Here is a 24,600-nt window from a genome sequence, read left to right as displayed (position 1 = left end):
CCGTGCTCGACATTACGGCCGTCAGCAAGCGCTTCGGCGCCCTGACGGTGGCCGACGGCGTGACGTTCTCGCTCGCGCCCGGCGAAGCGCTCGGCATCATCGGGCCGAACGGCGCCGGCAAGTCGACGCTGTTCAACCTGATCACCGGCAATCTGCGGGTCGATGGCGGGCGGATCGTCTTCGACGGCAGTGACGTCACGACTGCTCCGCCGATGCAGCGCTGCCTCATGGGGATCGGTCGCACCTTCCAGATCCCGCAGCCCTTCGTGAAGCTGACGGTGTTCGAGAACCTGCTCGTGGCCGGCGCCTTCGGCTCAAGCGCGCGGGAGACGGAGGTGGCGGCACGCTGCGCCGACATCCTCGAGAAGACCGGACTGATCGGCCGTGCCAACGTGCCTGCGGGCCAGCTCTCGCTGCTCGAGCGCAAGCGGCTGGAACTGGCCCGCGCGCTCGCCACCGATCCGAAGGTGCTGCTGCTCGACGAGATCGCCGGCGGCCTGACGGAGGGCGAATGCACGGCGCTGGTGGCCACCATCCGCGACATCCACGCCGCCGGCATGTCGATCATCTGGATCGAGCACGTGCTGCATGCGCTGACCTCGGTGGTCGAGCGGCTGCTCGTGCTCGATTTCGGCAAGGTGATCGGCATGGGCAGGCCGGACGACATCATGGCGTCGAAGGCGGTCCACGAGATCTATCTGGGGCTGGAGGCATGACCGCGCTGCTCGAGACCCGGGGGCTGACCGCGCGCTACGGCGACTTCCAGGCGCTGTTCGGCGTCGACCTCTCGCTCCAGGCCGGCGAGACCGTCGCCATCATCGGCGCCAACGGCGCGGGCAAGACGACGCTGATGCGCTCCATCGCAGGCGTGCTCTCCAATGGTCCGGACGAGGTGACGTTCGACGGCCTGCCGATCGGCGCGCTGCCGGCGGCGCAGGTGATGGCGCTGGGCATCGCCATGGTGCCGGAAGGGCGCAAGCTGTTTCCCTCGCTGTCGGTAGAGGAAAACCTGCTGATCGGCGCGTACGGGCGCAAGGTCGCGGGACACTGGCGGCTGGAAACGGTCTACGACCTCTTCCCGATCCTGAAGGAGCGCCGCAACAATCCCGGCACGGCCTTGTCAGGCGGCCAGCAGCAGATGGTGGCGATCGGCCGGGCGCTGATGTCGAACCCGCGCGTGCTGCTCTGCGACGAGATCAGCCTCGGGCTCGCGCCGGTCGTGATCCGCGACATCTATGCGGCGTTCCCGCAAATCCGCGCGGCCGGCGCATCGCTCGTCATCGTCGAGCAGGACATCGGCCAGGCGCTGAAGGTGGCCGACCGCGTCACCTGCATGATGGAAGGCCGCGTGACGCTGACCGGACGTCCTGCCGAACTCTCTCGGGAGGACATCCACGCCGCCTATTTCGGGGTGCTCGCATGATCTCAGTCGACACCATCGTCCAGGGCGTGCTGCTCGGCGGGCTCTACGCGCTGTTCGCGGCGGGCCTCAGCCTCGTCTTCGGGGTCATGCGGCTGGTCAACCTCGCCCATGGCGACCTGATCGTGCTCGGCGCCTTTCTCATCCTCGTCATCGTCTCGGCGCTCGGCCTGAACCCGTTCCTGGCCGCGCTGGTCGCCATGCCGGTGATGTTCTGCCTCGGCTGGGGGCTGCAATATGTGGTTCTCAACCGCACACTGGGCGACGACATCCTGCCGCCGCTGCTCGTCACCTTCGGGCTGTCGATCGTCATCCAGAACGCGCTGCTGGAAGGCTTTTCGGCCGACAGCCGCCGCATTCCGGTCGGCGGACTGGAAGCTGCCTCCGTCGACCTCGGGCCGGTCGCGGTCGGCGTCATGCCGCTCCTGACCTTCCTGTCGGCGGTCGCCGTCATCGTGGCACTGAACGCGCTGTTCTACGGCACCGCGCTCGGCCGTGCCTTCCGCGCGACCTCCGACGACCCCGTCACCGCCGGGCTGATGGGCGTCGATCCGAAACGGCTCTTCGCCACCGCGACCGGCATCGCCATGATCGTCGTGACCATTGCGGCGCTCTATCTCGGCACGCGGTCGAACATCGATCCGACCATCGGCCCGGCGCGGCTGATCTACGCTTTCGAAGCAGTGATCATCGGCGGGCTCGGCTCCTTCTGGGGCACGCTCGCCGGCGGCGTCATCATCGGGGTGGCGCAGACGCTCGGCGCCGCGATCAATCCCGAATGGCAGATTCTCGCCGGGCACGTCGCCTTCCTGCTGGTGCTCCTGTTCCGCCCGCGCGGGCTCTTCCCGCGCGCCAACGACTGAGGCCGCGATGTCGGACCCTGCTTCCTCCGTCTGGCGGGTCGAAACGCGCACGCGTGCCGCGACGGTTTTTCTCGCGGTCGCCGCGCTGGCCGTCGCGCTCGCCTTCGCGGCGCCGTTCTTCGTCTCGCGAAGCCTGCTGCAGGACCTGTTCCTGATCCTGACCATGCTGGTCCTGGCGCAGAACTGGAACCTGCTCGCCGGCTATGCCGGACTGGTCTCGGTCGGGCAGCAGGCCTTCGTCGGCTTCGGCGCCTATGCCATGTTCGCCTGCGTCAGCCTCGGCGGGCTCGATCCGATGCTGGCCATCCTGATCGCGGGGATCGCCGCGGCGCTGCTGTCGGTGGCCACCGGCTTCTTCGTCTTCCGCCTGCATGGCGCCTATTTCGCGATCGGCACCTGGGTGGTGGCGGAGGTCGTGCGACTCGTGCTCGCGCAGTGGCGGGCGCTCGGCGGCGGCACCGGCACGTCGCTGCCCAACGCCGCCATCCGCGACATGGCGGCGGTTCAATGGATCGCCGACGCCTTCTCGGTCCGCGCCTCCCAGGCGGCCGATATCCTGACCTACTGGCTGGCACTCGCCTTGTGCTGCGCCACGATCGGCTTCATCTACTGGCTCCTGCGGACCCGCCAGGGGCTCGGGCTCTCGGCGGTGCGCGACAACCAGGAGGCCGCGCGGTCGATCGGCGTCGACGCGCGGCGCATCAAATGGGCGGTCTATGTCTCCGTCGCCTTCGTCACCGGCATGGCCGGCGCGCTGATCTACGTCCAGAAGGCGCGCATCTCGCCGGATGCGGCCTTTTCGGTCATCGACTGGACCGCCTATGTCATCTTCATCGTGGTGATCGGCGGCATCGGCACGCTCGAAGGTCCCATCATCGGCGTCATCGTCTTCTTCCTGCTGCAGAAGTCGCTCGCCGATTTCGGCTCCTGGTACCTGCTGGTGCTCGGGCTGATCGGCATCGCCGTCATGCTGTTTGCGCCGCGCGGCCTGTGGGGCCTGTTTTCCGACCGCACCGGCATCCAGTTCTTTCCCGTCCGCCGCATCCTGAAGGGCGGACCATCCATCGATCGTCAAGGCACAAGGGGAGGGCCGCATGGCTGACATTACCACCGACGTTCTCATCATCGGCACCGGCCCCGCCGGCTCGGCGACGGCCGCGCTGCTCTCGACCTACGGCATCGAGAACATGGTCGTGAACCGTTACCGCTGGCTGGCCAACACGCCGCGCGCCCACATCACCAACCAACGCACCATGGAAGTGCTGCGCGACCTCGGTCCGGAAGTGGAGAAGGAGGCCTATCTCCATGCCACGCATCAGGACCTGATGGGCGAGAACATCTTCTGCACCTCGCTGGCGGGCGAGGAGATCGGCCGGATGAAGAGCTGGGGCAAGCATCCGCTGTCGCGTGCCGAGCACCAGCTGTCGTCGCCCTCGCACATGAACGACCTGCCGCAGACCTTCATGGAGCCGATCCTGTTCAAGACGGCCTGCTCGCGGGGAACCCAGGCGCGGATGTCGACGGAATACGTGTCGCACGAGCAGGATGCCGACGGCGTCACCACGACCTGTCTCGACCGGCTGACGAAGCGTATGTTCACGATCCGCTCGAAGTTCCTCGTCGGCGCCGACGGCGGCAATTCGCTGGTGGCCGAACATGCCGGCCTGCCCTTCGAGGGGAAGATGGGCGTCGCCGGCTCCATGAACATCCTGTTCAGGGCCGACCTGTCGAAATACGTCGCCCACCGTCCGTCGGTGCTCTACTGGGTGATGCAGCCGGGCTCCAACGTCGGCGGCATCGGCATGGGCCTGGTGCGCATGGTGCGGCCGTGGAACGAGTGGCTGATCGTCTGGGGCTACGACATCAACGAGCCGGCGCCGGCCGTCGATGCCGCGATGGCCACCAAGGTCGCGCGCGACCTCGTCGGCGACCCCGATCTCGAGATCGAGCTGATCTCGGCCAACACCTGGACCGTCAACAACATGTACGCGACGCACCTGCAGAACGGGCGCGTCTTCTGCATGGGCGACGCCGTGCACCGGCATCCGCCGTCGAACGGGCTCGGCTCCAACACCTCGATCCAGGACGGCTTCAACCTCGCCTGGAAGCTCGCCATGGTGGTGAAGGGGCAGGCCGGCCCGGGCCTGCTCGACAGCTACAGCGTCGAGCGCGCCCCCATCGCCAAGCAGATCGTGACCCGCGCCAACCGGTCGATCGAGGAATTCGGGCCGATCTTCAAGGCGCTCGGCCTGCTCGACTCGATCGATCCCGTGAAGATGCAGCAGAACATGGACGCGCGCTGCGACGACGGCGCAGAGGCCGAGGCGCAGCGCGAGGCGATCCGCCAGGCGATCGCCTTCAAGGTCTACGAGTTCGATGCGCACGGCGTCGAGATGAACCAGCGCTACGTCTCGGACGCGGTGGTCACGGATGGCGCAGCGGAGCCTGCCTTCGAGAAGGACCGCGAGCTGCACTACCAGCCGACCACCTGGCCCGGCGCCCGGCTGCCGCATGTCTGGCTCTACGACGATCACGGCGCCAGGGTCTCGTCGCTCGATCTGGCGGGGCAGGGGCGTTTCACGATCCTCACCGGCATCGGCGGACAGGGCTGGGTCGACGCGGCGAGAACAGTCGGTATGGAACTCGGAATCGAGATCGCCGCCCATGTCATTGGACCGCGCCAGCGGTGGCAGGACTTTACCGGCGACTGGGCACGCGCCCGCGAGGTGCGCGACTCAGGCGTGGTGCTGACCCGGCCCGACCAGCACGTCGCCTGGCGCAGCGAGACGATGGCGGCAGACCCGGCAGCCGAGATCCGTCGCGTCCTGACCCAGATCCTGGCGCGCTGAGGAGGCCGGCATGCACGAGCACGAGAAGGGCTACTTCACCGAGGAGAACTCGGTCGCCGTCGTCACCGGCCGCAATGCGCTGGCGAAGGACGAGCGGCTGAAGTTCGCCATGGAGGTGATCACCCGCAAGCTGCACGAGGCAGTAAAGGAAATCGAGCCGACGCAGGACGAATGGATGGAGGCGATCCAGTTCCTGACGAAGACGGGACAGCTGTGCAACGAATGGCGGCAGGAGTTCATCCTGCTGTCGGACGTGCTCGGCGTCTCGATGCTGGTCGATGCGATCAACAACCGCAAGCCTTCAGGCGCTTCCGAAAGCACCGTGCTCGGCCCCTTCCACGTCGCCAACGCGCCCGAACTGCCGATGGGCGCCAATATCTGCCTCGACGCCAAGGGCGAGGACATGGTGGTGTCGGGCCGCATCCTCGATACCGAGGGGCGGCCGGTCGCCGACGCCGTCATCGACGTCTGGCAGGCCAATGACGAGGGGTTCTACGACGTCCAGCAGAACGGGATCCAGCCCGACTTCAACCTGCGCGGCATCTTCCGCACCGGCGCCGACGGCCGCTACTGGTTCCGCGCGGTGAAGCCGAAATTCTATCCGATCCCAGACGACGGAACGGTGGGCAAGCTGCTCGGCCGCCTCGGCCGGCATCCGTTCCGGCCGGCGCACCTGCACTACATCGTCAAGGCGGGCGGCTTCGAGACGCTGACGACCCACATCTTCGATCCGCACGATCCCTATATCGGGACCGATGCGGTGTTCGGGGTCAAGGAGAGCCTGCTGGCCGATTTCGTCCGGGTCGACGATGCGGCGCGGGCGAAGGAGCTGGGCTTTTCCGGCTGGTTCTGGTCGGTCGAGCACGATTTCGTGCTGGCACGGGAAAGTCCCCCGGAACGCTGACCGCCCCGCCATCCCAGGCCTGCGGCGGCGCGTTCAGCCCAGACTCCCTATTCGGTCGCGCGATCAGTCTGCCCGGGCGGGCAGCGCCTCGATCTGCTCGCGCGTGCGGTCGAGGGTCAGCCGCAAGCCCTGGACCTCGATCTCGTCGAGGTTGATGACCACTTCGCGCTCGCCGACGCCGAGGAAGCCGCCGACCTCGAGCGTCACCGCGGAAGGCTGGCCTGCCGCGTCACCGAGCACGTCGTCGATCTCGCCGATCTCTTCGCCATTGGCGCCGTAGATGCGCATGTCCTCGAGTTCGCCGACCGAGATGCCGAGGCCTGGAACGGGAGTGGCATCGCGGTCGATCTCGACGAGGACGGCACCGGTCGCGGGGGCGGTCCCCTGCTGCGCGAGAGCCGGCGCGGCGACGAAGGTGGCGGCGATCAGGAGTGCGGCGGTGGACTTCATGCGGTCTTCTCCGTCAGGTTGAACGTTCCCCTCCAATTCCCAGGCCCCGCTGGAGGTTCCGACGGGCGAGAAGGCTCCGATGGCTCGGTGCGCCCTTTCCCGGCCACCGCGAGACGGGCAGCCGGGGCGGGCGCCGCGCCATCAGCGTGCCGGCTTCACCGGCGGGCGTTCATCCCCGTCACGCCGCGTCTGCCGCGCCAGCGCATCCGCCTGAGTCTCGGTCGCATAGGGCTGCGGATTGGCCTTGCCGAGGTCGCCGGGGTCGGCGACGCGCCCCGGCATACCGGTCGTCCCGCCGTCGGGACGCGGACTGGTCTGCGAATCGGCCCAGACTTCCTGCGGGTCGCGCAGGTCGCCTGCGTCAGGCTCGGCGCCGCGGCGCTCGTTGCGGTTCTCGGCGCCGCTGCCGGAGGAAATCGACGCGTGGTCGGAGGCGCGCGGCCCCGTCGTCCTTCGATCGTCCTGCATGATGCTGCTCCCTGGTCGGTGGTCCGGACGCAACCGACGGGATCGCGCAATGTTCCCGGTCCATGGCGAGGCGATGCCTTCTGACCTCGCGCGCGTTGCGACGACGTCATCCCGCCGCTCAGGTGCGACGGCGAGCAAAGGTTCCGGCAGCCGGATCAGGTCGGGAGGAAGGGGAGGAGGATGGTGGGTGATGTAGGGATCGAACCTACGACCCGCTGATTAAGAGTCAGCTGCTCTACCAACTGAGCTAATCACCCACGGGGTTCTCGGCCGGTCCGGGCCTCGAACGTGGCGGGTTCATAGCGGGTCGATCCGCGGCATGCAAGCCTTGATCGTGACAAAAACACGTCTGCCTTCCCGCCCTGCCGGCGCAGGCGCGTCGCTCCGGGGTCGGAGTCGATCGCTGCAGGTCACCGGGCCGGATGACCAGCCGGGGTGGTCCACCCGTCAGCCCCCCTGATCCCCCATGCGCGGGAAAGCCGCTGCAAGAATCTCTCCACGCATTCTCCATAATGTGAACAATTCGCCCCACATGCGTTATGCTGGCCTTGGACCGGAAGGAGAGGGGAAGACGTGGGTATCGACAAAGGACAGGGCGCCAAGGCGGAGAAGCGGCAGACGCGGGCCAGCCCGCGCACGCCGTCTCGCGGTCGCGGCATCCTGCGCTACGAGGGGTTGCTGGACAGTCTCGAGGCGTTGCTCGTGGATCACGACCTCGAAGACGTCGGCCTCTCGCAGATCGCCGAACACGCGCGCGTCCCTCCCGCTTCGGTCTATCACTTCTTTCCCACGAAGGAGGCGGCCTTCATGGCGCTCGTGCAGCGCTACGTGTGGGAAATCCGCAGCATGCAGAAGCGCCGGCCGGTGCCGCATTCGGCACTGCGCAGCTGGCAGGAATTCCTCGCCCAGGAACTGCGTGAGGCCGTCGACTTCTTCCGCACGACGCCACAGGCCATGAAGCTCTTCCTCGGCCGCTACGGCGGGATGGAGACCTGGCGGGCCGAACTCGCGCAGAACGCCGCTGCGGCGCATCTGCTGTTCCGGCGGCTGAACAGCGCCTTCCATCTGCCGCTGATCCGCGACGCAGAGGCAAAGTTCCTGACCTTCATCGAAGTGGTCGATGCCGTCCTGGGAATTTCCTACGCGCGCGACGGCGACATCACCGACGAGGCACTCGAGGAGGCGCACCGGGCGAGCGTGGCCTACTGCAAGCTGTTTCTCCCGGAACAGATGGAACTTCGGGAGGACGTCGCGGCGCGGGTGGCGCGCGGCGAGCCCGTCATCCTCGATCCAGGCGACGGCCCTCCCTGCGCGTGAGGCGTGCTGCGGTCAGTCCCAGGCGAGCGCGCCGCCGTTCTGGTATTCGATGACGCGGGTCTCGAAGAAGTTCTTCTCCTTCTTGAGATCCATCGCCTCGCTCATCCACGGGAACGGATTCTCGGTCGTGGCGAAGACGGGCGCCAGTCCCAGCTGCGCGCAGCGCCTGTTGGCGATGAAATGCATGTATTGCTCGCACAGCGCCGCGTTCAGCCCGAGGAAGCCGCGCGGCATCGTGTCCCGGCCGTAGGCGGCCTCCAGCCGGGCGCCTTCGGCCAGCATGCCGCGCACCTCGTCCTGGAACGATGCCGTCCACAGGTCCGGGTTCTCCACCTTGATCTGGTTGATGACGTCGATGCCGAAATTCAGGTGGATGCTCTCGTCGCGCAGGATGTACTGGTACTGCTCGGCGATGCCGACCATCTTGTTGCGCCGGCCGAGCGACAGGATCTGCGCGAAGCCGGTGTAGAACCACATGCCCTCGAAGACGACGTAGAAGGCGACGAGATCGCGCAGGAAGCGCTGGTCGGCGGCCTGCGTGCCGGTGCGGAAGTCCGGGTCGTCGAGGCTCTGCGTGTGCTGCAGCGCCCAGGCGGCCTTGTCGGTGATCGACGGCACCTCGCGGTACATGTTGAACAACTCGCCCTCGTCGAGGCCGAGGCTTTCGACGACGTACTGGAAAGTGTGGGTGTGCACCGCTTCCTCGAAGGCCTGGCGCAGCAGGTACTGCCGGCATTCCGGGTTGGTCAGATGGCGGTAGATTGCCAGGACGATGTTGTTGGCGACGAGCGATTCGGATGCGGCGAAGAAGCCGAGATTGCGCTTGATGGCGTGGCGTTCGTCCGGCGTCAGCCCGTCGCGCGATTTCCACAGGGCGATGTCGGCCTGCATGGAGACCTCGGTCGGCATCCAGTGGTTGTTGCAGGCCGAGAGATATTTCTCCCAGGCCCATCTGTACTTGAGCGGCAGGAGCTGGTTCACGTCGGCGCGGCAGTTGATCATCCGCTTCTCGTCGACGGAGACGCGGCCGCCGGCGCGGTCGATGTCGCCGAGGCCGGTGGGGTCGGCAGCAGGTGCGGGAGTGGTCTCGAGGGCGGCGAGGGGAGCGGATCTGGGTTCTGACCAGTCGAGCATGGTGGAAACTCCTGAAAAGGATTGTGGCGCGGGCGAGACAAGCGGCTCGACCTGGCAAGGTGGCGCGGGCGGAGCCATGGGTGTCGAGGGGGGCGGCGGTCTCTACTGGCAGGCCTCGCAATCGGGATCGTCGATGGCGCAGGCCTTGCCCCAGGCCGCCATCGCATCGCTCACGACCGCATCCGGGACCGGCCGCGCGGGCGCGGCGGTGACGGGTGGCGCCGAAACCACGGCCTTCACCGCGTTGAGCTTGCCGTCGGTGCCCTTCAGCGTCGACTTCTCGACATGCGTCGCCGACAGGGCGCGCAGGTAGTAGGTCGTCTTCAGACCCAGCCTCCAGGCGAGCCGGTAGGCCTCGTCGAGCTTCCGGCCGGAGGGTTCTGCCATATAGAGGTTCAGCGACTGCGCCTGGTCGATCCATTTCTGCCGGGCTGCCGCGGCGCGGATCAGCCATTGCGGCTCGATCTCGAAGGCGGTGGCGTAGAGCGCCTTCAGGTCGTCGGGCACGCGGTCGATCCCGCTGACCTTGCCGTCGAAATATTTCAGGTCCGACACCATCACCTCGTCCCAGAGGTCGCGCGCCTTGAGGTCGCGCACGAGATCGGTGTTCACCACGGTGAAGTCGCCCGACATGTTGGCCTTGACGTAGAGCTGGCTGTAGGCGGGCTCGATCGACTGCGAGACGCCGACGATGTTGGAGATGGTGGCGGTCGGCGCGATCGCCATGCAGTTGGAGTTGCGCATGCCGGTCGCCTTCACGCGCCGGCGCAGGGAATCCCAGTCCAGCGTCGACGACCGGTCGAAGACCACCGCGCCGTCGCGGGCGTCCTGCAGCAGGTCGAGCGAATCGATCGGCAGGATGCCCTTCGACCACAGCGAGCCCTCGAAGCTCGGATAGCGGCCGCGCTCGGCGGCGAGATCGACCGAGGCCGAAATCGCATGATAGCTCACCGCTTCCATCGAGGTGTCGGCAAAGGCGACGGCGCCCTCCGATGCCGCCGAAAGGCGCAGGGTCTGCAGCGCGTCCTGGAAGCCCATCAGCCCCAGCCCCACCGGGCGGTGGCGCAGGTTGGAGCGGCGCGCCTCGGGGATGGTGTAGAAGTTGATGTCGACGACGTTATCGAGCATGCGCATGGCGGTCGCCACCGTGCGCGCCAGACGCGCCTGGTCGATGCCGTCGGCGGTGACGTGGGCTGCGAGGTTGACCGATCCGAGATTGCAGACCGCAACCTCGTCGGCGCTCGTGTTCAGCGTGATCTCGGTGCACAGGTTGGAGGAGTGCACGACGCCCGCATGCTGCTGCGGCGAGCGCAGGTTGCAGGCGTCCTTGAAGGTGATCCAGGGATGTCCGGTCTCGAACAGCATGGTGAGCATGCGCCGCCACAGGTCGACCGCCGCCACCCGCCTGAACACCTTGATCTCGCCGCGATCGGCCTTCGCCTCGTAGGCCTCGTAGGCCGCCTTGAACGGCTTGCCGTAGAGATCGTGCAGGTCGGGCACCTCGTCGGGGGAAAACAGGGTCCACTGGGCGCCCGCCTCGACGCGCTGCATGAACAGGTCGGGGATCCAGTTCGCGGTGTTCATGTCATGGGTGCGGCGGCGATCGTCGCCGGTGTTCTTCCGCAGGTCGAGGAACTCCTCGATGTCGACGTGCCAGGTCTCGAGATAGGCGCAGACCGCGCCCTTGCGCTTGCCGCCCTGGTTGACCGCGATGGCGGTGTCGTTGGCCACCTTGAGAAACGGCACGATGCCCTGGCTCTCGCCGTTGGTGCCCCGGATGTGGGCGCCGAGGCCGCGCACCGGCGTCCAGTCGTTGCCGAGGCCGCCGGAGAACTTCGCCAGCAGCGCATTGTCCTTCACTGCCTTGAAGATGCCGTCGAGATCGTCGGCCACCGTCGTCAGGAAGCAGGACGAGAGCTGCGGGCGCAGCGTGCCCGAGTTGAACAGGGTCGGCGTCGAGGTCATGAAGTCGAAGGAGGAGATCAGGTCGTAGAACTCGATCGCCCGGGCCTCGCGGTCGATCTCGCGCAGCGAAAGCCCCATCGCCACGCGCATGAAGAAGGCCTGCGGCAGTTCGAAGCGATGGCCGCGGACATGCAGGACGTAGCGGTCGTAGAGCGTCTGGAAGCCGAGATAGTCGAACTTCAGGTCGCGCTCCGGCTTCAGCGCGGCGGCGATGCGGGCGAGGTCGAAGCGGGCAAGCTCCGGATCCAGCCGCTCGTTGGCGATGCCGGCCTTCACATAGGCGCGGAAATAGTCGCCGTAGCGTTCCGCCATCTCGGCCTGCGTGGCCTGCTCGGGCCGGCCGGCGACGAAGCTCAGCGCCTCGCGGCGCAGCTTGTCGAGCAGCAGCCGGGCGCTGACCTTGGAATAGTTCGGTTCGGTCTCGACGAGGGTCCGCGCGGCGAGGATCGGCGCCTGCGCCAGTTCGTCGAGCGAGATGCCGTCATAGAGGTTGCGGCGGGTCTCGACGAGGATCGCATCGGCCGCGACGCCTTCGAGACCGGCGCAGGCCTCGCCGATGACGGTCGCCAGGCGGGTTTCGTCCAGGGGCGCCCGCGTGCCGTCGGCCGTGGTCACGTGCAGCAGCGGGGCAGGGGCAGACTTCGCCGCCGAGGCGTCCGCGAGCCTGGCGCGTTCGCGCGCGCGCTCCTCGCGGTAGAGGACGTAGGCACGGGCGACCTTGTGGTGCTCGCCGCGCATCAGCGCCAGTTCCACCTGGTCCTGCACGTCCTCGATGTGGAAGACCCGTCCGGCATCGGCGCGGCGGGCGAGACCGGCGACGATCTGGGCCGTCAGGCCGGCGACGATGTCGTGGATGCGGCGCGAGGCGGCGGCGGACTGGCCTTCCACGGCCAGAAACGCCTTCGTCAGCGCTACCGCGATCTTCGAGGCATCGAACGGCGTGACCGAGCCGTTGCGCCGGATGAGGCGATAGCCCGGCTCGTGCGCCCGGGCTTCGGTGGCGGGAATCGGCGCGTGGGTCGCATAGGCTTGTCGTTCGGCAGTCGCAGTCATCATCATCCCCGATGGAGTTGGGGACGGAGAGCAGGCGGACGCATGCACGACGCCGATCGGCACGGGCCGACCGGAGCAAGCGAACCACCGGGACACCCCGCCCGTGGACGTTCATGATGTCGCGGCAGGTCTCCTGGCTCACAGGTCGCCGCTGCCGTCGGCCTTCCCAGCACACGATGGCGCCAGTGGCACTGCTTGACGGCAGCTCTCTGCTTACAGTTGCGGGGGCAGCGCCGGCTTTGAACCGGCTTCCCTCTTAGCCCTCGATCTTGCGATTCGAGAGACCGTGACCACCAAGTCTTGTGTCCTGGAGGGGGTGACTGTCAATCGCTTGCGTGCGTGCATCTGTGGATTGCACCCGGACGCGCCGTCAGTCCTCGGCGAGGATGGTCTCGATCCGGCGCATCTGCTCGCCGAGCATGTCGCAGTCGCGCGGCGAGGACTGCGCCATCACCTTGTCGATCAGTGCCGTGTAGACAGCGAGCGCCTCCATCAGCAGCGCCTCGCCCTCAGGCGTCAGCGTCAGCCGCATGACGCGCTTGTCGCTCGCGTCGTTCTCGCGCCGCAGCAGGCCCTGCTTCTCCAGCTGCGGCAGCAGCATGGTGATGTTCGACCGTCCGACCAGCAGCTTTCGCGCCAGATCGTGCTGCGACATGCCGGGGTGGCGGTAGAGATTCATCAGCATGTCGAGCTGCGCCAGCTTCAGGTCGAAGGGCGCCAGCGCCTTGGTCAGCGCGCGCACGACCGCCTTCTCGGCCCGCACCACGGCGATCCAGTTGCGAAAGCGCGGGTTGTCCCACGGCAGGTCTTGTTTTTTGTTCATGCTTGAACTAATAATGTTCACGGTTGAACGAATTTCGGATTCCCACCATGGCATCATTTCCCGCAAGTGTCATCCGCTCGACGTTCCGGCTGGCCGACCATCTGGCGCCCGTGCTCGCCGGCCGCGCCGCCTTCGAGCTGTTCTGCCGCACGCCCAACCCGGCAAAGCTTTCGGAGAAGGAGCGCGCGGCCGTCGCGCAGGCGGCCTCGTTCATGGCGGAGGCGCGGCACCACCGCCTGCCGATCCGGGCCGGCCACGTCATGGCGCATGATTTCCGGCCGCCGGAGGGCACGCCGTTCCGCCGCACCGTGCTCGTCCTGCATGGCTGGCGCTCGCGCACCGAGCACATGGCGGCGCTGGTCGACGCGCTGCGGCGCGGCGGCTCGCGCGTGGTGGCGCTCGACCTGCCGGGGCACGGCGCCTCGTCGGGGCGGCGGCTGACCATGGCCAACGCCGTCGAGGCGGTGAGTGCCGCGGGCGACTGGTTCGGTCCTTTCGCCGCGGTCGTCGGCCATTCCTTCGGCGGGGCGGTGGCGGTCAATGCCGTCACGGGTTCGATCCCGCGCTTCGCGCCGGTCGGCGCCGACCGGCTGGTGCTGATCTCCGCGCCGAACTCGCTGCCCGCCTTCTTCGCCGATTTCGGCCGCATGCTGTCGCTGGGGCCGCGGGCGCAGACGGCGCTGTTCGATCACGTCGAGCGGGTGGCCGGCCGACCGCTGGAGCGGTTCGTCGGTGCCAGCCAACTGGCCGAAGTCGAGGTTCCGACCCTCGTCATCCATGCGCCCGACGACAAGGAGGTCTCGGCCGAAGACGCGAAGGCCTATGCGGCGGCCGGACGGCACGTGCGGCTCGTCTGGGCGCCGGGGCTCGGCCACAGGAGGATCGTGGCGGGGCCGGGCGTGCTGGCGGAACTCGCCGGTTTCGTGGCCGGCGCGGCGGATGCGTCCGCCGTGCATTGAGATGTCAGGGCTTCGGCTTGCCCGGTTCGTGCGGCAGGCCGGCTTCCTTCCAGGCCGAGAAGCCGCCCTCGACGTGGCTGACGCGCTCGAGCCCCATCTCGAGCGCGGTCCTGGCGGCGAGCGCGGAGCGCCAGCCGCCGGCGCAGAAGAACACGAAGTGCTTGCCGGAGGAGAAGATCTCCTTGTGGTATGGGCTCTCCGGATCGATCCAGAACTCCAGCATGCCGCGCGGGCAGTGGACCGCGCCGGCCATGCGGCCCTCGCGGTCGAGTTCGCGCGGATCGCGCAGGTCGATGAAGGCGACGTCGTCGCGGCCGAGCAGGGCCGCGGCATCCGCGGGCGCCAGCGTCTCGACCATGGCGTTCGCCTCTGCCAGCAGATCCTTGTAGCCCTTCCTCGCCGTCATGCGTCTTCCCTTTCCGCGTCGCGTCAGTGGCGGACGACGACCCTCGTGCCCACGTTCACCTGGCCGTAGAGGTGGACGACGTCGTCGTTTGCCATGCGGATGCAGCCCGACGACATTGCCTGCCCGATCGTCCAGGGCTGGTTGGTGCCATGAATCCGGTACATCGTCGAGCCGATGTAGAGCGCCCGGGCGCCGAGCGGATTGTTGGGCCCGCCGGGCATGTAGGCCGGCAGCTTGCGACCCTTGGCGGCCTCGCGGCGGATCATCTGCGGGGGCGGCGTCCAGCCCGGCCACTCGGCCTTGCGCGTGATGCGGTTCGTGCCCGACCAGGTGAAGCCGTCGCGGCCGACGCCGACGCCGTACTTGATCGCCCGGCCATTGCCCAGCGTGTAGTAGAGGCGCCGCTCGGAGGTGTCGACGATGATGGTGTTGGGGCCGTGCGGACCGTCGTAGCGCACGGTCTGGCGCGGGATCGGCGACTGGTTCGACATGCGCTGCGTGCCCGCACCGGGGCGCTCGTGGCCGCCGCGGATCACCCGCTGCCAGAAGGTTTCGGCCTCAGCGGGTGCGACCGCCAGCGGCAGGCCGAGGCTCAGCGTCATGACCGCCGCGAAGACGGCGGCAAGTCGAAATCCGATCTGTCTCATTGTTTCCCTCTCTCGTCGTTGTCCGGAGATTATCAGTCGAGCGCGAACGCTCAACAGACATTAAACCCGGTAACGGAAGGGTTACTGCGAGATACTTCACGCGCTCGGTGTGCGGCCGTCCGGACCGCCGACTGTCAGCCGAGGTTCAGTTCCTTGAAGAAGTCGTTGCCCTTGTCGTCGATGACGATGAAGGCGGGGAAATCGACCACCTCGATCCGCCACACCGCCTCCATGCCGAGTTCGGGATATTCCAGCACCTCGACCTTCCTGATGCAGTCCTGCGCCAGCCGCGCGGCCGGGCCGCCGATCGAGCCGAGGTAGAAGCCGCCATGCGTCCCGCAGGCCTCGCGCACCTGGCGCGAGCGGTTGCCCTTGGCCAGCATCACCATCGACCCGCCGAAGGACTGGAACTGGTCGACATAGCTGTCCATCCGGCCGGCCGTCGTCGGCCCGAAGGAGCCGGAGGCGTAGCCGGCGGGCGTCTTGGCCGGGCCGGCATAGTAGACCGGATGGTTCTTCATGTAGTCGGGCATGCCTTCGCCGCGCTCCAGCCGCTCGCGGATCTTGGCATGGGCGATGTCGCGCGCCACGACGATGGTTCCCGTCAGCGACAGGCGCGTCTTCACCGGATGCTGCGACAGCGTGGCGAGGATCTCCGGCATCGGCCGGTTCAGGTCCACCTGGACGACGTGCGAGGTCAGCTTCTCCTCGTCGATGTCGGGCATGTAGCGCGCCGGATTGGTCTCCAGTTCCTCGATGTAGACGCCGTCCCTCGTGATCTTGCCCAGCGCCTGGCGGTCGGCGGAGCAGGAGACGCCGAGGCCGATCGGCAGCGAGGCGCCGTGGCGGGGCAGGCGGATGACGCGCACGTCGTGGCAGAAATACTTGCCGCCGAACTGCGCGCCGACGCCTATCTGCTGCGTCAGGCGATGGATTTCGGCCTCCATCGCCACGTCGCGGAAGGCGTGGCCGTTCTCCGACCCCTCGGTCGGCAGGCCGTCGAGGTAGCGGGTCGAGGCGAGCTTGACGGTCTTCAGGTTCATTTCGGCAGAGGTGCCGCCGATGACGATCGCGAGGTGGTAGGGCGGGCAGGCGGCGGTGCCGAGCGTCAGGATCTTCTCCTTCAGGAAGTCGATCATGCGGTCATGCGTCATCAGCGACGGCGTGCCCTGGTAGAGGAAGGTCTTGTTGGCCGAGCCGCCGCCCTTGGCCACGAACAGGAACTTGTAGGCGTCCTCGCCCTCCTCGTAGAGGTCGATCTGCGCCGGCAGATTGTTCCTCGTGTTCTTCTCCTGGAACATCGACAGCGGCGCGAGCTGCGAATAGCGCAGGTTCTTGCGCTCGTAGGCGTCGAGCACGCCCCGGCCGAGCGCCTCGGCATCGCCGCCCTCGGTCCAGACGCGCCGGCCCTTCTTGCCCATGATGATGGCCGTGCCGGTGTCCTGGCACATCGGCAGGATGCCGCCGGCGGCGATGTTGGCGTTCTTCAGGAGGTCGTAGGCAACGAAGCGGTCATTGTCGGTCGCCTCGGGATCTTCGAGGATCGAGGCCAGCTGCCGCAGGTGGCCGGGGCGCAGGAGGTGGTTGATGTCGGCGAAGGCGGTCTCGGACAGGAGCCGCAGCGCCTCCGGCTCGACCACCAGCATGTCCTCGCCCCTGAAGCGGTCGACGGCGACGAACTCGGAGGTGAGCTTGCGATAGGGCGTCTGGTCTGGCGCCAAGGGAAAGAGGTCGGCGAGAACCGGCTCGGTCACGTTCGGGCTCCTGGCTGGAACGAAAAGGCAGCGCCGTTGTAGCGGCGCTGCCTGAAAAGTCCATCAATAGGAGGCAGAACGCTCCGCCGCCGGTCGTAGCATCACTGCGCGGCCGGCTCCGCGTGCATGAGGCTCAGGCCCTTCGCCGTGCGGTTGCCGAAACCCTTCCAGTAGCTGTGCTCGGGCTTGAGGCTCTTGTCCTCGTTGACCGCCCAGACGCCGTCCTGCGCGTTCTCGACCAGGTCGAGATAGGGATCCATCGCCGCATCGCCCTTCAGGTGCCTGCCGAGGAAGGCGGTGGCGAAGTGCTGGGCGATGTTGTTCATGCGCACCGTGTCCCAGACCGGGTCGGCATAGTGGTCGAAGGGCGCCCAGCCGAGCTTCTCCGAGACGGTCCAGGATTCTGCCGGCGCCGGCATCGGGGCAGCGGCGTTGTGGTTGGCGTTCTCGAAGGTGAGCAGGTAGCGGTCGGCATTGACGGCGCCCTCGTAGATCGCCTTGACGCCCTTCTCGTAGCCCGACACGTCGTCCACGCTGCCGGCCACGAAGAACATCGGGATCTCGATGCCCTTCAGCCCTTCGGCGTCCCAGAAGCCGCGCTCCATGCCCCAGGGGGCGAAGGCGATGGCCGCCTTGTAGCGCGCGTCGGGCAGCGCCTCATGCGTCTCCGACCCGGCGCGGTGGATGCCGAGCGTGCCGTCGGGCGCGCCCCAGGCGAAGTCGACGGAGGCCTGCGTGACGCCGCCGCCGGCGGTGATGACCGCGCCGTAGCCGCCCATCGAATAGCCGACGAGGCCGGCATTGGAGGCATCGACGACGCCGGAGAGGAAGCTCGACGCGTCGGCCGACAGCCGCGCCATCTCGTTCAGCACGAAGATCTGGTCGAGCGAACGGTTGACCAGCGTCGAGCCGAACTTGCCCTGGTCGTTGTAGGTGGAATCGGTGTGGTCGATCGAGGCGACGACATAACCCTTGGTGGCAAGGTTCTCGGCCAAATGGCTGAGCAGGAATCGATTTCCCGGATAGCCGTGCGAGATGACCACCAGCGGCCAGGCGCCGCCGTCGGCCTTCTTCGGCGCGGCGTCGCGCACGGCGCGGCCCTTGAGCGAAACCTGCGTGACGCCATCGCGCAGGAACACGCCCTCGTAGGTCCCGCCGACCGCATCGCCTTCGGCCGGGTACCAGATCTCGACGGTCAGGGGCCGGTCGTAGCGCGGGTGGTCCTTCCCGGCCTCGACGTTGAGGATGTCGACCTGATCCTTGTGAACGAGATCGAGCGTGCGCACGCCGACGGCGTTCGGGCCCGGGGCGGCGAGTTCCGGCGCGTCGGGGCGCAGCTGATCGATTCGGTTGTCCTGTGCCATGGCGCCCGTGCCAAGCACGCAGGCGGCCGCTGCGGCAAGCCATATCGTCTTCATTGTTTCTTCTCCCGTTCGCCGAGGTGCGCAGTTGCCTATCGACGTGCGGGTAGCGTGCGTTTTCGACAGGTCGATGACAAGCCGGAAAACGCACGCCGTGCGGGGCAGGCGTGGCTGCGGCGCGCCGTCTCCGGCTTAATCAGTCGCGGCCGGCGATCATGATCGCCTGCGCCAGCCCCTCCGGATCCGAAAAGCACATTTCATGGCTGCCCGGCGTCTGTACGAGCCGGAACAGGCCGAGCTTTTCCGACAGGCGCGGATGCCAGCCGCGGCTCTGGGGCAGGGCGGTGTCCTCGGTCGCGTTGATGTAGGACTTCGCCACGGTCATCGCCGCGGGATTGGTCTTCAGGCTGATCCTGTCGGTGAAGGTCGCGTAGGGATGCGGGTTGAGCCTGTCATAGGACGACCGGGCGAGGTCGGCGTCGCCGTCGTTGATGAAGGCCTCGCGCCAGATCGGGTAGGGCAGCACCACGGAGTTGTCGCCGCTCTGAGCGCTCATGGCATCGAACAGCGCCACGTAGTGCGGCGGCACCATGTCATTGAGGCATTCGCCGTCGTTCGGCACGAAGGCGTTCCAGTAGATCAGCCGCCGGATGCGCTCGGGCACCGCGTCTGCCACGCCGGTGATGATCATGCCGCCGTAGGAATGGCCGAGCAGCACGACGTCCGACAGGTCGTTGGCGGCGAGATAGTCGACGATCGAGGCGATCGCCTCCGCCAACCCGGTGGACTTGACGTCGCCCGGGCGGTTGCCGGCGATGGTCGGCAGGTGGACGACGTGGCCGGCGATGCGCAGCGGCGCCGCGACGTCTTCGAAAAGTTCGCCCGTATGCCAGGCGCCGTGGACAAGCACGTATGTGGTCATGGTCTCCCCCGTGGGCTATGGTGACGCCTGGCAGTTGAGCGCGTGGGAGGGCTGCGGACCATGGCCCGGAGCGCACCATCGACTGCTCAGCGCGCACAGGGGAGGCTCATGCGCCAGCCCGTCCCGTCCCGACCGTCACCTGCGCCGAGTGCGGCTGCCGGCCGCGTGTGGGATACGCGCGACGTCGCGGCGCGCGAGGCCTTCGGCTACTATCGCGAGGGCATCTGCGAAGCCTTCATGGACCTGGTGCCGGAACTCGACGCGCCGGTTCGCGAGCGTTTCGCGGCCCGTGTCGAGCATCAGCAGCTCGGCGAGGGGGCGGTGAACCGCGTGCGCGCGACAGCGCATGAGGTGGTGCGCACGCGCGCCGAAATCGCGCATTCGCCGGAGGAGTGCTTCTACCTGAACTATCAGACGGAGGGGCTGTGCGAGATCGAGCAGGCCGGTGAACGGGTCTCGCTGCCGGCGGGAAGCGTCGCCATCTTCGCGTCCGGAGTGCCCTTCACCCTCGAGCACCGCCGCCGGCCGACGCTCGGCGTCGCATCCTTCTTCGTGCCCACGCGCCTTCTGGACGCGCGCGTGGCGGCGGGCGCCCCGCGGCGGCCCGTGGTGCTGTCGGCGGATCCCGCGGTCGGGCATCTGATCGTGGAGACCGCGCGCACGCTCGGCGGCGCGGCCGCGCTTGCACCGGCGACCTCTGCGCGGCTCTTCTCGATCCTGGTCGATCTGGCGGCGCTGGCGGTGGGCGGCCCGGCCGCCGCGTCGGTCGACCGAGTGTCGGCGCGAGGAGAAGCGGCCTTCCTGCGGCTGAAGAACCACGTCGCGCAGCACATGTGCGATCCGCGGCTGGACGTCGCAAGCGCTGCCCGCGCAACCGGGATCTCGCCGCGCTACCTGCACCGGCTGTTCGAGCGCGCGGGGACGAGTTTCGGTGCGCACCTGCTCGAGCAGCGGCTGCTGCTCGCCGCGTCGCTGCTGCGCGATCCGGGCAGAGCGGGCCTGACGGTCGCGAGCGTCGCCTTCGCCTGCGGCTTCCGCGACCTTTCCCATTTCGGCCGCGCCTTCAAGACGCGCTTCGCCGCGACGCCGGGAGAGTGGCGCCGCGGCGAGGCCGGTCTCAGCTGAGCGAGGCGGTGAAGCGCTGGATACGCATGCAGGACTCCTCCAGCAGTTCCTCCGACGTCGCATAGGAGATGCGGAAGTTGGGGCCGAGGCCGAAGGCCGAGCCGTGCACCACCGCCACGCCCTCGGCTTCGAGCAGTTCGGTGACGAAGTCCTGGTCGGTCTCGATCACCTTGCCCGAGGGTGCCTTGCGGCCGATCGTGCCCTGGCAGGACGGGTAGACGTAGAAGGCGCCTTCCGGCACGGGGCACTCGATGCCGCGGGCCTGGTTGAGCATCGAGACCACGAGGTCGCGACGGCCCTGGAAGATCGCCTTGTTCTTCATGACGAAGTCCTGCGGGCCGTTCAGCGCCTCCACCGAGGCCCACTGCGCGATGGTGCAGGCGCCCGAGGTCTGCTGGCTCTGGATGGTGTCCATCGCCTTGATGAGCGGCAGCGGTCCGGCGGCGTAGCCGATGCGCCAGCCGGTCATGGCATAGGCCTTCGAGACGCCGTTCATGGTCAGCGTCCGGTCCATCAGCGCCGGCTCCACCTCGGCGATCGTGCGGAAGACGAAGTCGCCATAGGTCAGGTGCTCGTACATGTCGTCGGTCAGGGTCCAGACATGCGGATGCTTCAGGAGGACGTCGGCGAGCGCGCGCAGCTCGTCCCAGGTATAGGCGGCACCCGACGGGTTGGACGGCGAGTTCATCACCAGCCACTTCGTCTTCGGCGTGATCGCCTTCTCCAGCGCCTCGGCGGTCAGCTTGAAGCCGTTCGCGATGGTCGTGTCGGCAAAGACCGGCGTGCCGCCGCAGAGCAGCACCATCTCGGGATAGCTCACCCAGTAGGGCGCCGGGATGACGACCTCGTCGCCGGGGTTCAGCGTCGCCATGAAGGCGTTGAACAGGATCTGCTTGCCGCCGGTGCCGACGATGGTGTGGGCGGCGGTGTAGTCGAGGTTGTTCTCGCGCTTGAACTTGGCGGCGATCGCCTCGCGCAGCGGCACGATGCCGGAGACCGGCGGATACTTGGTCTCGCCGCGGCGGATCGCCTCGATGGCGGCGTTCTTGATGTTGTCGGGCGTGTCGAAATCCGGCTCGCCGGCGCCCAGGCTGATCACGTCGCGTCCCTGCGCCTTCAGCTCGCGCGCTTTCTGGGCGACCGCGATCGTTGCGGAAGGCTTCACGCGGGACAGGGCGTCGGCAAGGAATGCCATGGTTCAGGTCTCCTGAGGTGACGATGGATCGCCGTTTCGGCGGCTTCCTAATGTCCGAACGGCGTGCGGATCGCAAGGGAAGTCGCGGCGGCGCGCGGCCGAATCCGGAAAAATTCGGTCGTTAACCCGCCACGAAACCTTTACTGGCATACCGGGAGCCGGGAAAACTTCGGGGTTATGAATGGCGCGCAGTGCGGGCCTGGCGCACATCGTTCGCAACGACGACGGAACGTCCACCGGCGTGTGGGGCGTCCACGCGCTGAAGAGCGCCTTTCAGCCCATCTTCGCCTTCGAGGAAGGACGGCTGCGCATCGCGGCCTTCGAGGGCCTGATCCGCGCCTTCCGCGACGGCGAGCCGGTGTCTCCCGGCAGCTTCTTCCACGGCGTACCGGCGGTCGACCGCTTCCACGTCGAGACGCTGACCCGGACGCTGCATCTCCTCAATGCCGGTGCCTGCCTCGATCCGAAGGCGCTGCTGTTCGTCAATTTCGACCCGTCGCTGTTCTCGGACCGGGCCGTGGTGGAGGTCGCGCTGCGCGACACGCGCCTCGTCATGCACGAGGCGGGCATCCAGCCTGCACGGGTCGTCTGCGAGATGACGGAGCAGAAGTCGGGATCGCGGGCGGCGCTCTTCCACTTCGTCGGCATGCTGCGCACGCACGGATTCCGCATCGCGGTCGACGATTATGGCGCGGATGATTCAGACATCGCCCGCATCGACGAGCTGCGCCCGGACATCGTCAAGTTCGACGCCAAGTGGATATCGCGGCTGATGCTGTCCGGGCCTGGCTTCGCGCTGCTCAGGACCATGGTCTCGACCTTCCGGGATCGCGGCATCGCAACCGTCTTCGAAGGGATCGAGGAGACCTGGCAGCTCGAGATCGCCGAGCGCTGCGGCGCCTCGATGGTGCAGGGCTTCGTGCTGGCGCGACCCGAACTTGCGCCCACCAGCTTCTCGGTCTTCTCCCGCCCGGCGGCGGCCGGGGCCATCGCTCCGGAGGACCCGGCCGTGCCGGCCGGTCGGCCGGTCGCACCTCCGGTCCGCCCGCAGCCGGCGCTGCGGCCCTTCGGCCGCCGCAGGTCATCCCGATGAGGCAGAAGCGCATGTCGAAGGGCACTGCACCGCTTCGAAAGATCGAGGCCGTGACGGCACCGGAGGAACCGGGTGCCGCGGCCGATACGGTCGTTCTGGAGTTCCTGGTCGACGAGGTCGGCATCGCCTATGGCCGCTACGGCGACATCGTGATGAAGAGCAGCTACCAGCCGCTCTATAGCCTGGAGGGAGACTGGCTCCAGCCGTTCGCCGTCGAGGCGCTGGTCACCGGCCTGCGCGACGGCGTCGGGGTGGGGGCAGAGGAGATCCTGGGCCGGGCGCGGGGCGGGAGGCGGGAGGCGCTGGAACGGCTGTGCCGGACCCTGCACGTGCGCAACCACCACGCCATGGGCCTGCCCGGCATGCAGCTCTTCTTCAACGCCGATCCGGGCTTCTCGCCCGCCGACGTCGAGCATCTCGCCTGGATGCTGGCGGAGGAGGGGATCGCTCCCGAACTCGTCACCTGCGAGATCACCGAGCAGGCCAGCGACGACGACCGCCTGCGCGCCCTTGCCGCCGATCTGCGGAGCATCGGGATCCGGCTTGCCGTCGACGACTTCGGCGCCGGCCATTCGACCGCCGGGCGGGTGCGCACCTTGCGCCCCGATACCGTCAAGGTGGACGCGGGCTGGTTCCGATCGGTGGTGGCGCGGCCCGACGCGCTGCGGCTGCTGCCGTCGCTGTTCGCGCAGCTCTCCGATCTCGGCTGCACCATCCTGGTGGAGGGCATCGAGACTCCACGGCACCTTCTCGCCGCCGTGGAGGCGGGGGCCGACCTGCTGCAGGGCTACCTGCTCGCGCGCCCCGCGCTGGCCGGCACCATCGTCGACGAGGCACCGCTCCAGATCCGCGACCTGGCGGCCGGCGGCGCGACGCGACGCGCCTGAGTCCTCCTACTCGCCCCGCTTCGCGGTGACCCCCGACAGGTCGGCGATGACGTCCGACAGCATCGGAACGTAATCCTCTCCGTGCCCCGTTCCGACGGCGAGCGCGAAGGAGTTGCGCACGGCCGCACCGACGGGATTGGGCGTCTGCGTGGCGTTGGCGAAGGCCGAGAGGTAGCTCAGGTCCTTGAGCCCGTTGGCGAGGGCGAAACGGTGGGCGTCGCGGTCGCGTTCGAGCACGTACTTGAAGAAGGTCTGGTAGAAGCCGCAGTCCATCCGGCCGCCGCGGATGACGCCGTCGAAGACCTGCGGCGTCAGCCCCGCCTTGGCGCCGAGCGCCAGCGCCTCCGCATAGATCGCGGCATAGCCGAGCGAGACGAAATTGTTGAGGAGCTTCATTGTGTGGCCGGAACCGACGGGCCCGGTGTGGACGATCTTCTGCGCGAAGGTGGCCAGCACCGGCCGCGCGCGGGCGAAGTCCGCCTCGCTGCCGCCGGCCATGACGTCCAGCGTGCCGGCCTCGGCCTCCTTCGGCGTGCGCGACAACGGCGCGTCGACCAGCGCGATTCCCTTGGCCGCCAGTTCGGTCGCCAGGCGAACCGTCGACGACGGATCGGAGGTCGAGCAGTCGCAGATCAGGATCGGCCGGCCGGCGCTCGCCAGCCCGTCCGGTCCATGCACGATGGCCTCCACCTGAGGGCTGCCGGTGACGCAGAGGACGACGACGTCGCAGCGCTCGGCGAGTTCGCGGGCCGAGGCGGCTTCGCTGGCGCCCAGCGCGACCAGTTCCTCGGCCGCCTCGCGGCGGCGGTGGGCGAGAATGGTCAGGTCGTAGCCCTTGGCGAGGACGTTCTTGGCCATGCCCCGCCCCATCAGTCCGATGCCGACGAAGCCTACTCGTTCCCGTGCCATGCTGCTTCTCCCTCTGGTCCGGATCGCAGGATAGCGCAGTCTTCCGGCTTTTGGGGAGGAAGTTCGCGTCGAGCACGCAAGCCGAGCGGACGACGG

The 24,600-nt window shown here is 68.0% G+C and carries 23 protein-coding genes, 1 tRNA gene and 1 riboswitch; of the genes, 11 read left to right on the top strand and 13 right to left on the bottom strand.

Annotated elements, in window-relative coordinates:
• The first annotated feature begins 2 nt into the window (after window positions 1-2).
• From IAI54_RS08840 to IAI54_RS08815, 6 genes are read left to right on the top strand one after another with little or no spacing between them, the layout of a single operon-like run.
• A complete protein-coding gene (locus IAI54_RS08840; protein WP_420838300.1) occupies window positions 3-716 on the top strand; it encodes an ABC transporter ATP-binding protein in 714 nt (237 codons plus the stop codon).
• Window positions 713-1,423, top strand: coding sequence for an ABC transporter ATP-binding protein (locus IAI54_RS08835; protein ID WP_187971993.1), 711 nt, complete (start codon window positions 713-715; stop codon window positions 1,421-1,423). Before IAI54_RS08840 ends, IAI54_RS08835 begins: the two co-directional genes overlap by 4 nt.
• Window positions 1,420-2,283, top strand: coding sequence for a branched-chain amino acid ABC transporter permease (locus tag IAI54_RS08830; protein WP_187971992.1), 864 nt, complete (start codon window positions 1,420-1,422; stop codon window positions 2,281-2,283). The genes IAI54_RS08835 and IAI54_RS08830 overlap by 4 nt, the downstream gene beginning before the upstream one ends.
• A gap of 7 nt (window positions 2,284-2,290) precedes the next feature.
• Window positions 2,291-3,385: a branched-chain amino acid ABC transporter permease gene (locus IAI54_RS08825; protein WP_187971991.1), complete on the top strand. Its 1,095-nt coding sequence runs from the start codon at window positions 2,291-2,293 to the stop codon at window positions 3,383-3,385.
• The gene (locus tag IAI54_RS08820; RefSeq protein WP_187971990.1) at window positions 3,378-5,132 is read left to right on the top strand and encodes an FAD-dependent oxidoreductase; all 1,755 of its coding nucleotides are present in this window, start codon (window positions 3,378-3,380) and stop codon (window positions 5,130-5,132) included. The genes IAI54_RS08825 and IAI54_RS08820 overlap by 8 nt, the downstream gene beginning before the upstream one ends.
• Window positions 5,133-5,142: 10 nt before the next feature.
• Window positions 5,143-6,036: an intradiol ring-cleavage dioxygenase gene (locus IAI54_RS08815; RefSeq protein WP_187971989.1), complete on the top strand. Its 894-nt coding sequence runs from the start codon at window positions 5,143-5,145 to the stop codon at window positions 6,034-6,036.
• Window positions 6,037-6,099: 63 nt separating this feature from the next.
• On the opposite strand, the gene IAI54_RS08810 is transcribed toward IAI54_RS08815, so the two are convergent.
• The 3 genes from IAI54_RS08810 to IAI54_RS08800 all read right to left on the bottom strand — a co-directional run bounded on the left by IAI54_RS08810 (window position 6,100) and on the right by IAI54_RS08800 (window position 7,211).
• Entirely contained in the window at window positions 6,100-6,486 is a 387-nt protein-coding gene (locus tag IAI54_RS08810) for a PRC-barrel domain-containing protein (protein WP_187971988.1), read from the bottom strand.
• Window positions 6,487-6,627: 141 nt separating this feature from the next.
• Window positions 6,628-6,954: a hypothetical protein gene (locus IAI54_RS08805; RefSeq protein WP_187971987.1), complete on the bottom strand. Its 327-nt coding sequence runs from the start codon at window positions 6,952-6,954 to the stop codon at window positions 6,628-6,630.
• Window positions 6,955-7,135: 181 nt separating this feature from the next.
• Window positions 7,136-7,211: transfer RNA gene (locus IAI54_RS08800), tRNA-Lys, on the bottom strand.
• A gap of 316 nt (window positions 7,212-7,527) precedes the next feature.
• Here IAI54_RS08800 and IAI54_RS08795 point away from each other — a divergent pair.
• Window positions 7,528-8,271 (top strand): TetR/AcrR family transcriptional regulator, encoded by a 744-nt coding sequence (locus IAI54_RS08795; protein WP_187971986.1) that lies wholly within the window; start codon window positions 7,528-7,530, stop codon window positions 8,269-8,271.
• A 12-nt stretch (window positions 8,272-8,283) separates the two neighbouring features.
• On the opposite strand, the gene IAI54_RS08790 is transcribed toward IAI54_RS08795, so the two are convergent.
• The 3 genes from IAI54_RS08790 to IAI54_RS08780 form a co-directional block, all read right to left on the bottom strand.
• On the bottom strand, window positions 8,284-9,405 hold the full coding sequence (locus tag IAI54_RS08790) for a ribonucleotide-diphosphate reductase subunit beta (RefSeq protein WP_187971985.1): 1,122 nt from the start codon (window positions 9,403-9,405) through the stop codon (window positions 8,284-8,286).
• A gap of 102 nt (window positions 9,406-9,507) precedes the next feature.
• Window positions 9,508-12,423 carry a ribonucleoside-diphosphate reductase subunit alpha gene (locus tag IAI54_RS08785; protein WP_187971984.1) on the bottom strand — a complete coding sequence of 972 codons (2,916 nt, stop codon included), beginning with the start codon at window positions 12,421-12,423 and terminating at the stop codon, window positions 9,508-9,510.
• Between the two features lie 106 nt (window positions 12,424-12,529).
• Window positions 12,530-12,727: riboswitch (cobalamin riboswitch) on the bottom strand.
• A 66-nt stretch (window positions 12,728-12,793) separates the two neighbouring features.
• Entirely contained in the window at window positions 12,794-13,246 is a 453-nt protein-coding gene (locus tag IAI54_RS08780) for a MarR family winged helix-turn-helix transcriptional regulator (RefSeq protein WP_187971983.1), read from the bottom strand.
• A 47-nt stretch (window positions 13,247-13,293) separates the two neighbouring features.
• Between IAI54_RS08780 and IAI54_RS08775 the strand changes: the two genes are divergently transcribed.
• Window positions 13,294-14,205: an alpha/beta fold hydrolase gene (locus tag IAI54_RS08775; RefSeq protein WP_187971982.1), complete on the top strand. Its 912-nt coding sequence runs from the start codon at window positions 13,294-13,296 to the stop codon at window positions 14,203-14,205.
• A 4-nt stretch (window positions 14,206-14,209) separates the two neighbouring features.
• On the opposite strand, the gene IAI54_RS08770 is transcribed toward IAI54_RS08775, so the two are convergent.
• From IAI54_RS08770 to IAI54_RS08750, 5 genes are all read right to left on the bottom strand, one after another.
• Window positions 14,210-14,611, bottom strand: coding sequence for a rhodanese-like domain-containing protein (locus tag IAI54_RS08770; protein WP_187971981.1), 402 nt, complete (start codon window positions 14,609-14,611; stop codon window positions 14,210-14,212).
• A gap of 23 nt (window positions 14,612-14,634) precedes the next feature.
• Entirely contained in the window at window positions 14,635-15,258 is a 624-nt protein-coding gene (locus IAI54_RS08765; protein ID WP_235679300.1) for a L,D-transpeptidase, read from the bottom strand.
• A gap of 134 nt (window positions 15,259-15,392) precedes the next feature.
• Window positions 15,393-17,012, bottom strand: coding sequence for a fumarate hydratase (locus tag IAI54_RS08760; protein WP_187971980.1), 1,620 nt, complete (start codon window positions 17,010-17,012; stop codon window positions 15,393-15,395).
• A 101-nt stretch (window positions 17,013-17,113) separates the two neighbouring features.
• Window positions 17,114-18,430 carry an alpha/beta hydrolase family protein gene (locus tag IAI54_RS08755; RefSeq protein WP_187971979.1) on the bottom strand — a complete coding sequence of 439 codons (1,317 nt, stop codon included), beginning with the start codon at window positions 18,428-18,430 and terminating at the stop codon, window positions 17,114-17,116.
• 139 nt (window positions 18,431-18,569) lie between these two features.
• Window positions 18,570-19,295, bottom strand: coding sequence for an alpha/beta hydrolase (locus tag IAI54_RS08750; RefSeq protein WP_187971978.1), 726 nt, complete (start codon window positions 19,293-19,295; stop codon window positions 18,570-18,572).
• 108 nt (window positions 19,296-19,403) lie between these two features.
• Between IAI54_RS08750 and IAI54_RS08745 the strand changes: the two genes are divergently transcribed.
• Entirely contained in the window at window positions 19,404-20,420 is a 1,017-nt protein-coding gene (locus IAI54_RS08745; RefSeq protein WP_187971977.1) for a helix-turn-helix domain-containing protein, read from the top strand.
• On the opposite strand, the gene IAI54_RS08740 is transcribed toward IAI54_RS08745, so the two are convergent.
• A complete protein-coding gene (locus tag IAI54_RS08740) occupies window positions 20,413-21,615 on the bottom strand; it encodes a pyridoxal phosphate-dependent aminotransferase (protein WP_187971976.1) in 1,203 nt (400 codons plus the stop codon). The genes IAI54_RS08745 and IAI54_RS08740 overlap by 8 nt on opposite strands.
• A gap of 181 nt (window positions 21,616-21,796) precedes the next feature.
• Here IAI54_RS08740 and IAI54_RS08735 point away from each other — a divergent pair, with 181 nt between their 5' ends.
• On the top strand, window positions 21,797-22,708 hold the full coding sequence (locus tag IAI54_RS08735; RefSeq protein WP_187971975.1) for an EAL domain-containing protein: 912 nt from the start codon (window positions 21,797-21,799) through the stop codon (window positions 22,706-22,708).
• An 11-nt stretch (window positions 22,709-22,719) separates the two neighbouring features.
• A complete protein-coding gene (locus IAI54_RS08730) occupies window positions 22,720-23,595 on the top strand; it encodes an EAL domain-containing protein (RefSeq protein WP_210321227.1) in 876 nt (291 codons plus the stop codon).
• 6 nt (window positions 23,596-23,601) lie between these two features.
• On the opposite strand, the gene IAI54_RS08725 is transcribed toward IAI54_RS08730, so the two are convergent.
• Window positions 23,602-24,504 (bottom strand): NAD(P)-dependent oxidoreductase, encoded by a 903-nt coding sequence (locus IAI54_RS08725; RefSeq protein ID WP_187971973.1) that lies wholly within the window; start codon window positions 24,502-24,504, stop codon window positions 23,602-23,604.
• Between the last annotated feature and the right edge of the window lie 96 nt (window positions 24,505-24,600).

It is taken from the genome of Aquibium microcysteis (assembly GCF_014495845.1).
GTDB lineage: Bacteria > Pseudomonadota > Alphaproteobacteria > Rhizobiales > Rhizobiaceae > Aquibium > Aquibium microcysteis.
The sequence above is the reverse complement of the archived record's forward strand: the minus strand, read 5'-3'. Positions and strand labels throughout refer to the sequence as shown.

Excerpts from the sequence above, each read along its gene's own strand:
- IAI54_RS08835 (WP_187971993.1), top strand. The coding sequence starts at position 713 with ATGACCGCGCTGCTCGAGACCCGGGGGCTGACCGCGCGCTACGGCGAC.
- IAI54_RS08830 (WP_187971992.1), top strand. The coding sequence starts at position 1,420 with ATGATCTCAGTCGACACCATCGTCCAGGGCGTGCTGCTCGGCGGGCTC.
- IAI54_RS08825 (WP_187971991.1), top strand. The coding sequence starts at position 2,291 with ATGTCGGACCCTGCTTCCTCCGTCTGGCGGGTCGAAACGCGCACGCGT.
- IAI54_RS08820 (WP_187971990.1), top strand. The coding sequence starts at position 3,378 with ATGGCTGACATTACCACCGACGTTCTCATCATCGGCACCGGCCCCGCC.
- IAI54_RS08815 (WP_187971989.1), top strand. The coding sequence starts at position 5,143 with ATGCACGAGCACGAGAAGGGCTACTTCACCGAGGAGAACTCGGTCGCC.
- IAI54_RS08810 (WP_187971988.1), bottom strand. The coding sequence starts at position 6,486 with ATGAAGTCCACCGCCGCACTCCTGATCGCCGCCACCTTCGTCGCCGCG.
- IAI54_RS08805 (WP_187971987.1), bottom strand. The coding sequence starts at position 6,954 with ATGCAGGACGATCGAAGGACGACGGGGCCGCGCGCCTCCGACCACGCG.
- IAI54_RS08790 (WP_187971985.1), bottom strand. The coding sequence starts at position 9,405 with ATGCTCGACTGGTCAGAACCCAGATCCGCTCCCCTCGCCGCCCTCGAG.
- IAI54_RS08785 (WP_187971984.1), bottom strand. The coding sequence starts at position 12,423 with ATGACTGCGACTGCCGAACGACAAGCCTATGCGACCCACGCGCCGATT.
- IAI54_RS08780 (WP_187971983.1), bottom strand. The coding sequence starts at position 13,246 with ATGAACAAAAAACAAGACCTGCCGTGGGACAACCCGCGCTTTCGCAAC.
- IAI54_RS08775 (WP_187971982.1), top strand. The coding sequence starts at position 13,294 with ATGGCATCATTTCCCGCAAGTGTCATCCGCTCGACGTTCCGGCTGGCC.
- IAI54_RS08770 (WP_187971981.1), bottom strand. The coding sequence starts at position 14,611 with ATGACGGCGAGGAAGGGCTACAAGGATCTGCTGGCAGAGGCGAACGCC.
- IAI54_RS08765 (WP_235679300.1), bottom strand. The coding sequence starts at position 15,258 with ATGAGACAGATCGGATTTCGACTTGCCGCCGTCTTCGCGGCGGTCATG.
- IAI54_RS08755 (WP_187971979.1), bottom strand. The coding sequence starts at position 18,430 with ATGAAGACGATATGGCTTGCCGCAGCGGCCGCCTGCGTGCTTGGCACG.
- IAI54_RS08750 (WP_187971978.1), bottom strand. The coding sequence starts at position 19,295 with ATGACCACATACGTGCTTGTCCACGGCGCCTGGCATACGGGCGAACTT.
- IAI54_RS08745 (WP_187971977.1), top strand. The coding sequence starts at position 19,404 with ATGCGCCAGCCCGTCCCGTCCCGACCGTCACCTGCGCCGAGTGCGGCT.
- IAI54_RS08740 (WP_187971976.1), bottom strand. The coding sequence starts at position 21,615 with ATGGCATTCCTTGCCGACGCCCTGTCCCGCGTGAAGCCTTCCGCAACG.
- IAI54_RS08735 (WP_187971975.1), top strand. The coding sequence starts at position 21,797 with ATGGCGCGCAGTGCGGGCCTGGCGCACATCGTTCGCAACGACGACGGA.
- IAI54_RS08730 (WP_210321227.1), top strand. The coding sequence starts at position 22,720 with ATGTCGAAGGGCACTGCACCGCTTCGAAAGATCGAGGCCGTGACGGCA.
- IAI54_RS08725 (WP_187971973.1), bottom strand. The coding sequence starts at position 24,504 with ATGGCACGGGAACGAGTAGGCTTCGTCGGCATCGGACTGATGGGGCGG.